This window comes from Bacillus cereus group sp. RP37, assembly GCF_040459695.1.
Taxonomy (GTDB): Bacteria; Bacillota; Bacilli; order Bacillales; family Bacillaceae_G; genus Bacillus_A.
Map to the genome: position 1 here is coordinate 4,994,423 of NZ_JARVHP010000001.1, position 14,708 is coordinate 5,009,130.

Below are 14,708 nucleotides of genomic sequence, written 5' to 3' on the forward strand. Positions count from 1 at the left end.
GAAGGATGGGCTTTTTATTATTTGAAAAACATATATTGGAGGTATGTAAAATGAAAGTAATTGATCTATCACAAACATTTGAAAACAATATGTCTCAATTTCCTGGAACACCAAAAATCCAACTAGAAGCAATTACAAACGTTGAAGAGACAGGCTATCAAGTTACAGATTTTCATTCTGTCGTTCATGTTGGCACGCATTGCGATGCTCCTGCACATTTCATTTCAGGTGCAACAACCATCGATCAATTACCCCTTGATCAATTTGTAGGCGAGGCCGTTCTTATCGATGTAACTCATATTCAAGAGCGAAAATTACCTAAGGAAGTATTGTATAATGCTGACATAAAAGAAGGTGATATTATCATTTTCCATTCCAACCTATCTACTAAGTGGAATACAGAAGCTTATGAGAAAGAAGCATTTTATCTTTCCGAAGAATTAGCTACAGAACTAGTTCGATTAAAAGTAAAATCGGTCGGTTTAGATTTTATTTCTCCTGATGAGGTAACGACAGAAACATCACCGATTCATCACATACTACTTGGAAATAATATTTATTTAATTGAAAACTTAACAAACTTAGATGCCATTAACACGAAACGTTTCTTTTTCTCAGCGGCACCTTTAAAAATTAAAGATAGTGACGGTGCTTTTGCAAGAGCATTCGCTGTTATTTTTTAAACACAGTCTATAAAAAAAGCAAAGATCATCATTGACCTTTGCTTCTATATTTTTTATTTAAATTAAGAAATAATTGTTCAACACGAGGGCGTACCCAAGCTAAATAATCTTTCTCTTTCTTCTTTGTACAAGCTATCTCTTCTCCATCTACCATTTCGACAAGTTCTAGCTCTAACAGCTGCCTCGTGAATGCTAGCATATCCACTTCTTTGGCCGGATACTCTTCTCTTAATTTCTCCTCAATTTCCCCCAATAAAAAACCGTCACGCATCATTGCCAATGCATCAATCCAAAGTGGCGGCATTTCATATTTTTCTCCTGTAATTGTATCTTTTACAATATAATTCTTTTGCTCTTTTCGAAATTGAATCGTGTGTAAACATACAGTCGAATTTAATGTTAATTCCATCATACCACCCCTCTCATCATATCTGCATAGAAAAAAGGATGCGCGTGCACCCCTTCTTATCTTTTCATAACACTACTAAACCGTTACATGAGAAAACAATCTCATGTCGATATTTTCCTCCATTATAAACGAAGTATTTTTAAAAAAAAACCCTTCTTGCAACATTTTATAAAATGTTTATATTTACACAACAAGAACACTTTTCTGAAAAATAATTTCTTTTACTACGCTACACTGTTGGCAAATAAATTTCCACTTTCGTTCCTACTCCCACACTACTTTGAATGGAGATACTTCCTTGATGCTCCTTAATAATTTTATGTGTAATCATTAACCCAAGTCCTGTACCATTCTCCTTCGTTGTGTAAAAAGCTTTACCGATTTTATCTAACTTCTCGCTCTCTATACCAGATCCTTGGTCTTCGATAGAAATACATAAATGTCCTTCAGTTTTTTCGTATACACGGATATGAATGTCTCCACCTTCTAGCATCGATTCTATCCCATTTTTAATAATATTTAATAACACTTGTTTTAATTGTTTATCATCACCGTTTATAGCTGGTAAATTCCCCTCTATTTGCAAATGAAATTGCACTCTATATTGCGCTGCATAACTTTCCATTAGCTGCACAACATATAGAAGGATTTCTCGTATATTACACAATTCATAATTTGTTGGCTTCGGCTTTCCTAACAACATCAATTCACTAACAAATCCATTTATCCTTTCAATTTCTTGTAACATAATATCATAGCTTATCGTATCTGCTGGGTTTCTTTCTTTTTGCATTTGCGTAAATCCTTTTAAAGCCGTTAATGGATTTCGAATTTCATGCGCAATTGTTGTAGACATCGTCCCAATGACAGCTAAATTTTCTGTCTCTTTCATATTGTTCATCATTTCAACCACTGTTCTTACATAAGATTGAAATCGTTTTAACAAAGAATGTGAAATAATGAAATAGAATACACATAAAACAAGCGGAATTACCACTTTTAAATCTTGTAATAGCAATGTGAACAGTACGTACTTTCCAATTACACTAAAGGAAACTAAATAAAAATATTTTCTATTCACAAAAACTGGGGCAAATAAAATTAATAACATTTCTACCATACTACCATGTTCAAAAGCTCTATCCGTTCGCAAATAAATCATTAAATTATTAACAAGATTGATAAACATGTACCCAAATAAAAATAAATATTTTACAGAATATACATACCCTCTTTTTTGAAGATATATCGAAATAGGAAATAATGCTATTACAAATATATACACACCTATCCCAAGGCTACCTTCTGGCCAACCTACCGCTGTTCCATTAATATTCATAGCCGGATACACAAAATAATAAATAACGTCATATAAAAAAAATATAATATAGAATAATAATACAAATACTTTTAAAGCTTCTCTTTCCTCATAAATCAAGCTTTTAAATTTTTTCATATAAATACTCCTCATGATCAATACAAAAACTCTACATATTATCTTCTTAAATTATAAGTATGAAATTGCTTTCAGAACAATATGTAACCTTATAACACGAAAAGGAAGGAGATCTCCCCTTCCTTTTCGTCACAACTTATATCCATCTTACCCGATCATGTAGCAGGCCATCCGTAAAATTATTATGTCCTATTACAAAATTATTCATATATAAATTCAAATATTCTCCGTACTTACTTTCTGTATTTAATAATAATTCCTCTACATAATAGGCACCTTGTTTAAAGTTATCGAACAGTAAACTACATAAGCCAGCATAAATTCCGCATCCTACTTGGAAGTAAGTCGCATTCGTTTTATATTTATGAAAAACTTGACTGCTATTCATCACGTTATACATATATGTCTCGCTATTTTCATAAACGAGTAATACACCTACTAGATCCTCGCCCGCAATCTCTTCTTCGGCTGGATTAAATACTTTACGATTCCAATTCCATAAATCTTCTACTTGATCTAAGTTCTGTCTAATTACATTAGTCGTATACTCATTAATTCGGTAAAGAAAACCCACTTCCATATTGAAGTTTTTTCCTAAAATTAAAACTTCCTCATGTGGCATTAAACAGCCATAAAACTCTTTCTCTCCTAACTTTACTTTATACTCTGAAGCATATACATCTTCATAAAAATAAAGAGGACGATGCTGACTCATATACATCGGATAACTCCATATCGCTTCATCTAGAAATCGCTCTACTGCCCATGAAGCATAAAGTGTATGAGGCTTTATCAGTGCTGTATCATTCAAAAATGACGTATCATGTTCTACTATATAGCATGCTCTTGGCTTTTCTTTTGGCCGCTCCTTCATAAGTTCAACAACCATCCATTGAACAACACCTGGATTCATACCTGAGCCTATAATTGCTTTTGTATTTGTAAATTTCTCTTTCTCCTTCTCAAACCTCGTATATCTTTCCGTAAGCTGAAAGCCGATTAAACTATCGTCCTGATCTACTTCCTCATTTTCCAAAGCTGAATTAATATAACAAATTCCAAGTTCATTACAACAACTTAATACTCTGATTGTATCTGCCCCCGAAACATCAATAACAACACCCGTGCTTTTTTCTTTCAAATGTTGTTTGAATTTCACTACATCTTGAAGGTCAATTTCATATAAAAACAATTGATTTTTCAAATTTGGAAACAACTCACCATAATAAGCCCTATCTTTTTGTTTTATATCAACCAAATGAAATGTAACATTCTTTATCGCTTCATAAATCGGGTCTTTTTCATTTACTATCGCTTGATTTAAAATTGCTAAAACTGCTTTTGCTGCTCCACCAGCACTACCAAGTAATGTAATCGATAACGAATTTGGAAACTGCTCCACAAACAAAACCCCTTTGATATATTAGTTGAGCAGTTCTCCCTCAAAAAATAAATTGAATATATTACAAGATGGCTCGTACATATTTTTTATAATTTCGCACAAGATTAGCTCTTCATAGATAAAGCTAACATATTTATATTCAATTCATTTTTACCCTCATATTCAAATCAATCTAAACAAATAGGCTCGACCTTTTCTTCTACATATAAAAGAAAAAGCCAGCCCTTTCAACTCGTCTACGGACAATGGACAGATTTCACATGTTGAATATTCACATACATTTTTGCATCACGTGCTTTTAATATTTCAATATGCCCCTCATCAATCTTCGCCATCTTTCCAATCTTATTAGACTCCTCACCTAAATCGAACACCATAATTTTTCCAGCCATTTTAATAAGCTGCTCTTCAAATGTTCTAGCTAACGTAATATTTAACGGATTCACGGGGAGTTCATTTTTATTGAGGGCATACGGAACTTGATTTTCTTTATACGGAATTAACCATTTCAAATGCTTTAAAGATATATATACTGTTTTATAAACTGGACTATAAAAAACAATATAATCGTTCATTACACTTGTAACATAACCGTGTATTGGAGCATTTCCTGCTACATAAACTTCTGTAAAAATCCCTTTAGAAGTACTTAATACTTTTCTCAAAGAAATGGAAGGGGATTCCCTCTTAATTACAGAATCCACATCTGGTTTTGATATCTCTTCATCATATGGTCTTAAAAACTTATAATATTGTACATGGTATAAAGATATATATACGTAGTCTTGTCCATTGTAAAGAACAACAATATCATTTCCTACGTCTATTAATACACCTTTAAATCTTTTTTCACCAATTAATTTAACATATATATTTTCTCCAATACTTTTGTTTAACTCATTCATCTGTATCCTCCTTCCTATGAATTTTTACTCTCCTATTCTCCATTTCAAAAAATAACCAGGGGCAATGTTCTGTTTTTTAATAGTAAGAAACCCTTTTTCATATATCCAAAAATAATTACAGAGAAATATGAAATCATTCTTCACTTTCAATCATAATGCCCCTTTTATTTATTAAACATTATTCTTCTTCAGTCTTTTTGTTTTTAACTATTTGACTCACGCTCTTAATATGGGAATTAATCACATAAATGACCTCATCACCGTTAACTAGTGTAATATTTCCATCATGTATATCACTCAATAAACCTTCCACACACTCTGGTCCACCACGATTAATCTTTATCCATTTATACTTCAAGTCATTTAATACATCTAAAAAAGTATCTTCTTCCGCATAAAAACATGAACCATATTCTCCTTGTGCCTCTTTTACTTTTCTGACTAGACTCTTCACATGTTTCAGCTGATAATACACTAATTCTCCATGAGGTAATTGTAGTGTAAGGTAATCTTTTCCTAACAATGACAGTACACCTACTCGACTTTCCGGTCCACGAAGATTTACTTTTACATTCTCACCAACTAAACCTTTGATTTGATCACAGCATAATACATCCTTCAAATTCATACCCTCCTTTCTGTTTTATCTTCCTCTACTTGATTGTCTTAGTGCGCGAGCTCGACTTGAATTATTGCTGTTTTCATTACTTTTCTCATTGCTACTCTCATCACTCTCTCCACTTACAGATGCATTATAATTAACACTCTTAATATGAGATAGTGTAATTAATACAACTTCTTCTTTAATAATCAATGTTACATAACCGCCAGAAACATCTTGTAAAATACCTTCAATTTTCTCTGGTCCACCACGGTTAATTTTCACCCAGCGGTATTTGAAGCTTTGAAGTAGCGTTTCAAAGTCTTCTGCAATGTCTTCTTCTCCCCATTCTAAATCACCTACTCCACCATCTTTCGTATTTTGGGTAATGCTTTTCAGATGGCGAAGCTGGTAGTAATGGTTCTCTCCTTTTTCATTCTCTAATCCGAAGTAGTCCACACCTAATGATACTATTGTTCCTTTTTGAGATTCTGGTCCACCTCTGTTTACTCTTACATAAGATCCAATTAAGTCTTTCAAAAAATCCCAATGAAATAAACTCACGAGAAAACCCCTTCCATTAATTTATAAGCTTTTGCACTGATAGTATATGTATCTGTACAGGTTACGTTCTCTATGTTTGTCCTAGCTAGAAAAAAATATGCTTTTAACCTGGTAGACTAATACCTATCAAACTCCCGAAAAGCCCTGGAGACTCCTTAAAATTTTGATATCTTGAAACAAAAAATCCCGTATGAAGATACATTTCTGCATATCTTCATACGGGATTTCCCATAGTTTAATCTTCGTCTTTAACATCCATATCTTCTGGAATTGGTTCGTTCAATATTTCTTCCACTAATTGCTTATATTTCTCCATTTGTTCTAAATGTGTATTGAATTGTTCTTTATTTAATAAATATTGCTCTCCATCAAATAGCGCACGAACTTTCTTTTGCTGAATTAGTTCTTCAATATACGACTTTGGTAAATTCAAATACTCCGCAGCTTCTTCTAATGTTATATACAACGCGTTCATTCCTTTATTATTTTTTCATATATACTGTATCTTACTTTATTTTTGTAAACAAATAAAAAAGATTTTGTAAATGCAATTTAAAAAGAAGGTGGATGCATTCCATATATTGTATAATAATATAGTAAGGATTTTTTAAATACAGAATGGTATTACCCATTTACACAAAGGAGAGTTAACATATGGCTACTCGTCACATCATTACAATGTTAGAACAAACATTACAAGTTGAAACAAAAAACACAATTTCTCATTTAACTACATCTTTATCTGATCGTATTCTTTCTCAAAGCGCAGCAATACATGAAAACAATTGTTACCATACAATTGGGGAATGGTACAAAAATCATTTTTTATTCCAACAAGATGATTTCCTTTGGGCTAAATACGCTTTCTATGACGCATATTGTGAAGCTATAAAAGAACAAGGACATCTTACAAAACGCGTCCGTCAAATATTAGAATCATTAGCTCGAATGCATGGAAAACAGTACATTGTTTCTATATTAAATATGCCATTTCCTAACGAACGAGCTAAAGGGACAGCATAATTTAATACTGTTCTGCGTAATCAAAACATAGATTCATTGTTTTCTAGGAAGATTTACAAATAAAACGTTCATATCACATGAACTGATGAAACCGGTGTCATTATAATGATTGAAAATATAGTAAACAGGAAAACCCCCATTTATCTCTCTCGTCACTCGAATAGAGAAGTAAATGGGGGTATACTTGTTCTTTTCTTATTTCATCATCTGCTTGATCAATTCACGATTTCTCTTCTTAAATACTTCATTATGCGAAGAAACCATTCCGTACTCACTTGCATCTGGTTGAATAAATTGTTTTGCTTTATTTACAGCATTTCCAGCATCTTGGAATGCTCCCGCAATTAAGTGTAATTTCCCTTCATGCTTTAAAATATCTCCAGCAGCATATAATCCATCTACTGAGGACTCACTATTCGCATTCCCTGCAATATAATAATTATCTATAATTGCAACGTCTAATTCACTATTTTCTAATAATGTAATGTCACGTTCATATCCATGATTAATAATAACTTCATCAATAGGTAAATGTGAAACTTCACTTGTTTCATGATTCGTTAATTCTACATATTCGATCGCTTCATGATTGTCACCAGCAATGAGTTTTGTAATCGATGTATTAAAGAAACACTCCGCCGAGCTATTCAGCAATTGTTTTACTTGTGCTTCATGACCAGATAATTCTTCTTTTCTATATGTTACATACACTTTTTTCGCGATTGGTTCTAATTCATTTGCCCAATCAACGGCAGAATTTCCTCCACCGGAAATAATGACCGTCTTACCTTTGAAACGCTTTAAAGATTTCACTGTATAATTTAAATTAGATACTTCAAATCGCTCAGCACCTTCAATGGATAACTTTTGCGGTTTCAATATCCCACTTCCAGTTGCAACAATAACTGTTTTTGAAAAATGTTCTTCTCCATCGCTTGCTTTTAACGTAAAAGTACCATCTTCATTACGAATAATCGATTCTACTTTTGTATTTAATACCACTTCCGGCTTAAATGTTAGCCCTTGCTGTACAAGTTGTTCAATTAATTTATCACCTGTAACTGGCAATAACCCTCCTACATCCCAAATCATCTTCTCTGGATAAACATGTATTTTTCCACCTAACTGTGGTTGAAATTCTATTATTTTCGTTTTCATTTCTCTGAGTCCACTATAAAAAGCTGAATAAAGCCCTGCAGGTCCACCGCCTATCACGGTTACATCAAACAATTCTTCTTGATTCATTCGTGTCACTCCTCAGCTACTAATCATTGATTATCATTCTCAATAAAATATAACCTGTTTCCGCAAAATTTACAATCAAAATTACTATTGACAATACACCTATATAAAATTATATTATTTAAAGAATCAATAGTGATAATCATTATCAATTTGTTAATAATTAGCAAATTTGAGATTACATCTTCTTTCATTAATAGGGTTAATACTATATTGTGAAATCTCATATTCAAGATTTTTAATAAACATTTTGTATTACCACTACTCTTTCAAAAAGATTGCAGTTAAACAAATTATTGTATACACATATCATCTATGTTAAAGGAGAAAGACGATGAAAAAGTTATTTATTTCACTAACAGTTCTTTTCGTTCTTGTTATGAGCGCTTGTAGCAATGGCTCTACAGACAAAAAGAACGATACAAAAGGCAGTAAATCAGAAACAATTACATACCAATCTGAAAATGGTAAAGTAGAGGTTCCTGCAAATCCAAAACGCGTTGTTGTTTTATCATCATTCGCTGGTAACGTAATGTCATTAGATGTAAATCTTGTTGGGGTAGATTCATGGTCTAAACAAAACCCACGTTTTGATAGCAAACTTAAAGATGTTACTGAAGTATCAGATGAAAATGTTGAAAAAATTGCTGAACTAAATCCAGATTTAATCATTGGTTTATCAAATATTAAAAATGTCGATAAGTTAAAGAAAATCGCTCCTACTGTAAGATACACTTACGGAAAAGTTGATTACTTAACACAGCATTTAGAAATCGGTAAGTTATTAAACAAAGAAAAAGAAGCAAAAACTTGGGTTGATGATTTCAAGAAACGTGCACAAGACGCTGGTAAAGAAATTAAAGCAAAAATCGGTGAAGATGCAACAGTTTCTGTTGTAGAAAACTTCAACAAACAGCTTTATGTATACGGCGAAAACTGGGGCCGTGGAACAGAAATTCTGTACCAAGAAATGAAATTAAAAATGCCTGAAAAAGTAAAAGAAAAAGCATTAAAAGAAGGTTACTACGCATTATCTACTGAGGTATTACCTGAATTTGCTGGTGATTACTTAATCGTAAGTAAAAACAAAGATACTGATAACTCATTCCAAGAGACAGAATCATATAAAAATATCCCAGCAGTAAAAAATAATCGCGTATATGAAGCAAACATGATGGAATTCTATTTCAATGATCCACTTACATTAGATTTCCAACTAGACTTCTTCAAGAAGAGCTTTCTTGGTAAATAATACAAACATGAGGAATTCTTAAATTAAGAATTCCTCTTCCTTTATTCTATGAACAGAAAAGATGTGAAACGAATGACAAAAGATCACGACAATCCACGTTCGATAGCTTTTACATACAAACTAATTTTGAGCTTAATTGCATTCTTTCTTATTTTTATGGTGGCAATGGTATTAGGTGCTGCAGATACTTCAATAAAAGACGTATGGTTAGCACTCACTTCCTCCGCTAAAGGGGACAAAATATCTATTATTCGCGAAATACGTTTGCCACGTGAAGTTGCTGCTATTTTTGTAGGAGCTGGACTCGCTGTTTCTGGAGCCATTATGCAAGGATTAACACGAAATCCTCTTGCAGATCCTGGATTATTAGGGCTATCTGGTGGAGCAAATGCTGCGCTCGCGCTGACACTTGCTTTCAACCCTTCCATCAGCTATCTTTACTTAACATTTGCTTGCTTTATCGGTGCTGCGGTTGGCGCAATTATGGTATTTGGAATTGGTATGATGAAAAAGGGCGGACTTTCTCCTCTTCGAATTGTATTAGCAGGGGCTGCCGTTTCAGCATTCCTACTCGCAATTTCAGAAGGAGTCGGCATTTACTTCAAAATTTCACAAGATGTATCACTTTGGACTGCTGGGGGCGTAATTGGAACAACTTGGAGCCAATTGAAAATTATTATTCCAGTCATTTCAATTAGCATCTTTATCGCTATCTTACTAGCAAAAAAATTGACAGTTCTTAGTTTCAGTGAAGAAGTGGCTATTGGACTAGGTCAAAAAATTATTGTTATTAAAACCATTCTATTTATCATTATTATCTTACTTGCAGGTGCGTCTGTAGCGCTTGTCGGAAATATGGCATTTATCGGTTTAATGGTACCTCACATGGTACGTCCAATTGTCGGTCCAGATTATCGATTTGTTATACCGATGTCAGCAATTGCTGGAGCTTCCTTTATGCTACTTGCAGATACAATCGGACGTACTATTAACGCTCCGTACGAAACACCAGTTGCCGCTATTGTCGCAATTGTAGGGTTACCATTCTTCCTATTCGTTGTACGTAAAGGAGGAAAAACATTCTCATGATGCAATCTATTCTAAGAAAACAACGTCTTATTATACTCGCTTTACTCATACTAACCATCACCACCATCGTAGTTGGAATGGGACTTGGTTCAGCATCTTTATCTTATGATCGACTACTCCCAACATTAATGGGGCAAGGGACTTTTAAAGAGGAGTTTGTTTTATACTCTTTAAGGCTACCTAGAATTATCATTACATTATTAGCTGGTATGGCTCTCGCTTTATCAGGGGCTATTCTGCAAGGAATTACCCGAAATGATTTAGCTGAACCTGGTATTCTCGGAATCAACTCTGGGGCCGGTGTTGCTGTTGCTATTTTCTTTTTATACTTTCCCATAGATGTAGGTTCATTTCTTTACTTACTACCTGTCGTTGGATTTATCGGGGCATTTCTAACAGCTGTTCTAATTTACGTATTTTCATATAGTAAATCAACTGGACTTCAGCCAATACGATTAACATTAACCGGTATCGGTTTTGCATTTGCACTATCCGGAATGATGATTGTCCTTATTTCATCCGCAGATCGCATGAAAGTAGACTTTATTTCAAAATGGATTGCCGGAAATATTTGGGGAGATGACTGGATCTTCGTTTTAGCAATGCTCCCATGGTTAATCGTATTAATTCCGTTCGTTTTCTATAAAGCAAATCGATTAAACATTCTAGCATTAAACGAACCAGTCGCAATCGGTGTTGGAATTGAAATTGAAAAAGAACGCAGATACCTATTAGTTGCAGCCGTTGCGCTTGCAGCTGCAGCTGTTTCCGTAACAGGAGGCATTAGCTTTATCGGGCTGATGGCTCCTCATATCGCGAAATCTTTAGTAGGTCCAAGACATCAAATCTTCATGCCTATCGCCCTTTTAATCGGCGGATGGCTATTGCTATTAGCAGATACAATTGGACGAAATATCGTTGATCCTAATGGCATCCCAGCAGGTATTGTTGTCGCTTTAATTGGTGCTCCTTACTTTATGTATTTGTTGCTTAAGAAAGCATAGAAATACCCTCAAGAGTCAAATCTTGAGGGTATTTTTTTGTGTCATTCTACTGCTGCCCATACCCTTCAAACTTCTTCGCCAAATTCTCCATCTCATCTTCTGGCAACAACTTCGGCTCTCCGACACTTTTCGTTTGATAATAAATTTGCGCGCAAAACTCAATCTCTTCCGCAACAGTAAACGCCATTTTTATATGATTTGCACCTGCAATTAAACCGTGATTGGCAAGTAAAACGGCACGTCGATCAATCATACCTTCAAAAGCAGCCTCTGCTAATTGCTTCGTACCAAATGTTTCATACGGTGCACAGCGAACATTCGGGCCTGCAAAAGCAATTAAATACGATACAGCAGGAAGTTCCCATCCTAATGATGCAATCGTCTTCGCATAAGGAGAATGTGTATGCACAAGCGCATTTATGTCTTCACGATTTCTATAATAAATAAGGTGCATATCGAGCTCGCTTGATGGTTTTCTCTCTCCCTCTACCACTTCACCATCTAAGTTTAATATAACTACATCTTCAGGCTTCGTTTCATAATACTCTAAACCACTTGGGCTAATTGCAACAAGACCTTGTTCACGATTGAAGATACTAATATTACCGCCTGTTCCCTTTGTTAAACCGCTAGAAATCATTTTCTTTCCGTACGCTACAATTTCTTCTCTTTCTTTTTGTAATAACATATACATCCCCCTAAGTATGAAGCTTATGATGACTGACTTTTTAAATCTATCTACTTACTAAAATAGCTTTTTTAAATTCTCCGTAAACGGTGCTTTTACAATCCCTTTTTCCGTAATAATCGCTGTTACATTTTCATGTGGCGTGACATCAAATGCCGGATTATATACTTTACTTTCTTTCGGCGCAGAATATTGTCCGAAGCGATTAATTACTTCAGCAGCATCTCTTTCCTCAATCGGAATTTCTTTTCCTGTTGGTGTTTTCAAGTCAATTGTCGGTGTTGGTGCTGCTACATAAAACGGAATGTTGTAGTATTTTGCTAAAATAGATACGCCTAATGTCCCAATTTTATTGGCTACATCACCGTTTGCTGCCACACGATCGCATCCAACGATTACCGCATCAATCTTTCCTTGTGACATAACCATAGCTGCCATATTATCCGTAATGACAGTAACATCAATTCCCGCTCGCTGTAGTTCTAATGCTGTTAACGTTGAACCTTGTAATCTTGGACGTGTTTCATCCGAAAAGATTTTTAAGTCCCATCCTTTTTCTTTTGCTAAGTACATTGGAGCTGTCGCAGTGCCATACTTAGTCGTCGCTAACGCACCAGCATTACAATGTGTTAATACTCCAATCCCATCATGGAATAACGTCAATGCATGCTCTCCAATTTGACGGTTAATTTCTTCATCTTCTCTATGAATCTCTTTTGCCTCTTCTAGTAATCTATCTTTCAACTGAGCGATTGATAAGTGCGCGTTCTCTGTCGCTACTGCCTCCATTCTTTCAAGTGCCCAGAATAAATTTACTGCTGTCGGCCTTGATGTTGCTAAGTATGCACATACCTTTTTTACTTCCTCTATAAATTCTTCCACCGTACTTTGAGGAACTTCCTTGATTCCTAAATACGCACCATAAGCTGCTGAAACACCGATTGCTGGTGCTCCTCGCACTTTCATTACTTGAATGGCATCCCATACACTTTCAGCTGTTTTGAAAGACTCATAGACAACTTCATTCGGTAATAGTGTTTGATCTAATAAAACTAATGTATCATCTTTCCACTGAATCGGTATTAACTGCTCTTTCATCACTTTCTCCCCTTACTTCGCATTCTGCACAGATTGTTCTTTTAGCGTTTCTATAAAGCTTTTACCTGTTTTATATTGTTTCGCATGTAAAATAAACTTCTTCGCTGCCTGAAGACAAATACGTTCCGCTCTAGCACGTACTTCCTCATTCTCAATACAAGTAATATCCTTTACTTTCGCTAACCCAACAATACGACGAATTAACTCAAGGCCTGTCACTGCAGCCGTATCCTCTAATACAGATTGTAAATAAACTTCGTTAAAGCCTTCTTCCTTCGCCATAATCTCTGTCACATGAATATCCCAAGCATCTAAAAACTTCTTCTTAAATAAATCAATTACATCCACCATTGTCGATTGTAGCCAATCCATATACGTATCTTTCTCAGCCCCAGGCGGCATAGTCGCATCTGCATTCACCCAAGCAAACATTAAATTCGCCATCACGTTCCCAACGTCATATCCCATCGGTCCATAAAAGGCAAACTCAGGATCAATTACCTTTGTAGAATCACCTTTCACAAAAACAGAACCGGTATGTAAATCACCGTGGAGCAACGCCTGTGCATTCGTCATAAAAGAAAATTTAAGCTTTGCTACTTCCATACGAAGCTCTTTATCACTATAAATATGCTCTCTAATCCATCCTTCATTTAACGGAAATAACTCATTACGATTATGATGATTTGTAAATGGTTCCGCGTATACGAGGTCTTCTGTAATCTCACATAACTCAGGATTTATATAATTCTTCACAAGTTCCTTCTTTTCTTTATGATTCATTACAACGTCTGATGTTAATAGAAGAGTATTTACCACAAAAGTCGTTAAATCATCAGCAAGCCTCGGAAATATTTGATGATTTATAAGTGCTGTACGTAATATTGTGTGATCCGATAAATCTTCCATTACGCAACAATTCATCACACTATCAAACAAATATACGTTTGGAACAAGCCCAGGTGCTAACTCCTCCTCTAACTGCAAAACATCTGATTCTATACGAATACGATTCGTCGACAACTTAAACTCATCTGAAATACGTGCTGTATCTCCAGCTTGCTTTACAATGACAGAAATATTCTTCTGTTCATCCCAAACGCGGAATACATAATTTAAATTACCATCGCCTATTTCTTTACACTGTAACCCCTTTGCATCCTCAAACTTAGATAATTTCTCTTTCACATATGCAATCACATCTTTAGCTTCCATTAAAAAATACTTTGTGAACGTAGACATGGTTTCCCCTCCATACCAATTGTAAGCGTTTTCTAAAGGCCATAAAAAAT

16 protein-coding genes are annotated in these 14,708 nt (G+C 34.7%); 5 read left to right on the forward strand and 11 right to left on the reverse strand.

Annotated features, from left to right (window positions below; genetic code table 11):
- Window positions 1–50 precede the first annotated feature (50 nt).
- Window positions 51–683: a cyclase family protein gene (locus QCI44_RS26250; protein ID WP_016089500.1), complete on the forward strand. Its 633-nt coding sequence runs from the start codon at window positions 51–53 to the stop codon at window positions 681–683.
- Between the two features lie 28 nt (window positions 684–711).
- On the opposite strand, the gene QCI44_RS26255 is transcribed toward QCI44_RS26250, so the two are convergent.
- From QCI44_RS26255 to QCI44_RS26285, 7 genes are all read right to left on the reverse strand, one after another.
- Complete coding sequence (locus tag QCI44_RS26255) at window positions 712–1,092, reverse strand: hypothetical protein (protein WP_033659615.1); 381 nt, start codon at window positions 1,090–1,092, stop codon at window positions 712–714.
- A 229-nt stretch (window positions 1,093–1,321) separates the two neighbouring features.
- Complete coding sequence (locus QCI44_RS26260) at window positions 1,322–2,548, reverse strand: ATP-binding protein (protein WP_016133511.1); 1,227 nt, start codon at window positions 2,546–2,548, stop codon at window positions 1,322–1,324.
- A gap of 136 nt (window positions 2,549–2,684) precedes the next feature.
- The gene (locus QCI44_RS26265) at window positions 2,685–3,950 is read right to left on the reverse strand and encodes an S-adenosylmethionine decarboxylase related protein (protein ID WP_353811501.1); all 1,266 of its coding nucleotides are present in this window, start codon (window positions 3,948–3,950) and stop codon (window positions 2,685–2,687) included.
- Between the two features lie 236 nt (window positions 3,951–4,186).
- Complete coding sequence (locus QCI44_RS26270) at window positions 4,187–4,855, reverse strand: LSm family protein (protein WP_001004278.1); 669 nt, start codon at window positions 4,853–4,855, stop codon at window positions 4,187–4,189.
- Between the two features lie 178 nt (window positions 4,856–5,033).
- Window positions 5,034–5,477: a hypothetical protein gene (locus QCI44_RS26275; protein WP_000655885.1), complete on the reverse strand. Its 444-nt coding sequence runs from the start codon at window positions 5,475–5,477 to the stop codon at window positions 5,034–5,036.
- Window positions 5,478–5,498: 21 nt separating this feature from the next.
- Window positions 5,499–6,020 carry a hypothetical protein gene (locus QCI44_RS26280; RefSeq protein WP_000051644.1) on the reverse strand — a complete coding sequence of 174 codons (522 nt, stop codon included), beginning with the start codon at window positions 6,018–6,020 and terminating at the stop codon, window positions 5,499–5,501.
- A gap of 235 nt (window positions 6,021–6,255) precedes the next feature.
- On the reverse strand, window positions 6,256–6,495 hold the full coding sequence (locus tag QCI44_RS26285) for a helix-turn-helix domain-containing protein (protein WP_080118117.1): 240 nt from the start codon (window positions 6,493–6,495) through the stop codon (window positions 6,256–6,258).
- Window positions 6,496–6,674: 179 nt separating this feature from the next.
- Here QCI44_RS26285 and QCI44_RS26290 point away from each other — a divergent pair, with 179 nt between their 5' ends.
- Entirely contained in the window at window positions 6,675–7,043 is a 369-nt protein-coding gene (locus tag QCI44_RS26290) for a hypothetical protein (RefSeq protein ID WP_016133510.1), read from the forward strand.
- A gap of 195 nt (window positions 7,044–7,238) precedes the next feature.
- Here the strand turns inward: QCI44_RS26290 and QCI44_RS26295 are convergent, their stop codons facing one another.
- Window positions 7,239–8,288: an NAD(P)/FAD-dependent oxidoreductase gene (locus QCI44_RS26295; RefSeq protein WP_016089506.1), complete on the reverse strand. Its 1,050-nt coding sequence runs from the start codon at window positions 8,286–8,288 to the stop codon at window positions 7,239–7,241.
- A 331-nt stretch (window positions 8,289–8,619) separates the two neighbouring features.
- Here QCI44_RS26295 and QCI44_RS26300 point away from each other — a divergent pair, with 331 nt between their 5' ends.
- Genes QCI44_RS26300 through QCI44_RS26310 form a run of 3 tightly spaced genes read left to right on the forward strand, consistent with a single transcriptional unit; the run spans window position 8,620 to window position 11,630 of the window.
- Complete coding sequence (locus QCI44_RS26300; RefSeq protein ID WP_353811502.1) at window positions 8,620–9,537, forward strand: iron-hydroxamate ABC transporter substrate-binding protein; 918 nt, start codon at window positions 8,620–8,622, stop codon at window positions 9,535–9,537.
- A 48-nt stretch (window positions 9,538–9,585) separates the two neighbouring features.
- The gene (locus QCI44_RS26305) at window positions 9,586–10,626 is read left to right on the forward strand and encodes a FecCD family ABC transporter permease (protein WP_016089508.1); all 1,041 of its coding nucleotides are present in this window, start codon (window positions 9,586–9,588) and stop codon (window positions 10,624–10,626) included.
- Window positions 10,623–11,630 carry a FecCD family ABC transporter permease gene (locus tag QCI44_RS26310; RefSeq protein ID WP_016089509.1) on the forward strand — a complete coding sequence of 336 codons (1,008 nt, stop codon included), beginning with the start codon at window positions 10,623–10,625 and terminating at the stop codon, window positions 11,628–11,630. Before QCI44_RS26305 ends, QCI44_RS26310 begins: the two co-directional genes overlap by 4 nt.
- 46 nt (window positions 11,631–11,676) lie before the next feature.
- On the opposite strand, the gene QCI44_RS26315 is transcribed toward QCI44_RS26310, so the two are convergent.
- From QCI44_RS26315 to mtnK, 3 genes are read right to left on the reverse strand one after another with little or no spacing between them, the layout of a single operon-like run.
- Entirely contained in the window at window positions 11,677–12,318 is a 642-nt protein-coding gene (locus QCI44_RS26315) for an L-fuculose-phosphate aldolase (protein ID WP_016133508.1), read from the reverse strand.
- A gap of 57 nt (window positions 12,319–12,375) precedes the next feature.
- Entirely contained in the window at window positions 12,376–13,416 is a 1,041-nt protein-coding gene (mtnA, locus tag QCI44_RS26320; RefSeq protein WP_353811503.1) for an S-methyl-5-thioribose-1-phosphate isomerase, read from the reverse strand.
- A gap of 12 nt (window positions 13,417–13,428) precedes the next feature.
- Window positions 13,429–14,658: an S-methyl-5-thioribose kinase gene (gene mtnK / locus QCI44_RS26325; protein ID WP_353811504.1), complete on the reverse strand. Its 1,230-nt coding sequence runs from the start codon at window positions 14,656–14,658 to the stop codon at window positions 13,429–13,431.
- Window positions 14,659–14,708: the final 50 nt, after the last annotated feature.

Bases quoted from the DNA above. Each gene is read 5' to 3' on its own strand.
- QCI44_RS26300 (WP_353811502.1), top strand. From the start codon at position 8,620: ATGAAAAAGTTATTTATTTCACTAACAGTTCTTTTCGTTCTTGTTATG.
- QCI44_RS26270 (WP_001004278.1), bottom strand. From the start codon at position 4,855: ATGAATGAGTTAAACAAAAGTATTGGAGAAAATATATATGTTAAATTA.
- QCI44_RS26310 (WP_016089509.1), top strand. From the start codon at position 10,623: ATGATGCAATCTATTCTAAGAAAACAACGTCTTATTATACTCGCTTTA.
- QCI44_RS26290 (WP_016133510.1), top strand. From the start codon at position 6,675: ATGGCTACTCGTCACATCATTACAATGTTAGAACAAACATTACAAGTT.
- QCI44_RS26305 (WP_016089508.1), top strand. From the start codon at position 9,586: ATGAACAGAAAAGATGTGAAACGAATGACAAAAGATCACGACAATCCA.
- QCI44_RS26255 (WP_033659615.1), bottom strand. From the start codon at position 1,092: ATGGAATTAACATTAAATTCGACTGTATGTTTACACACGATTCAATTT.
- mtnA (WP_353811503.1), bottom strand. From the start codon at position 13,416: ATGAAAGAGCAGTTAATACCGATTCAGTGGAAAGATGATACATTAGTT.
- QCI44_RS26260 (WP_016133511.1), bottom strand. From the start codon at position 2,548: ATGAAAAAATTTAAAAGCTTGATTTATGAGGAAAGAGAAGCTTTAAAA.
- QCI44_RS26315 (WP_016133508.1), bottom strand. From the start codon at position 12,318: ATGTTATTACAAAAAGAAAGAGAAGAAATTGTAGCGTACGGAAAGAAA.
- mtnK (WP_353811504.1), bottom strand. From the start codon at position 14,658: ATGTCTACGTTCACAAAGTATTTTTTAATGGAAGCTAAAGATGTGATT.
- QCI44_RS26295 (WP_016089506.1), bottom strand. From the start codon at position 8,288: ATGAATCAAGAAGAATTGTTTGATGTAACCGTGATAGGCGGTGGACCT.
- QCI44_RS26250 (WP_016089500.1), top strand. From the start codon at position 51: ATGAAAGTAATTGATCTATCACAAACATTTGAAAACAATATGTCTCAA.
- QCI44_RS26285 (WP_080118117.1), bottom strand. From the start codon at position 6,495: ATGAACGCGTTGTATATAACATTAGAAGAAGCTGCGGAGTATTTGAAT.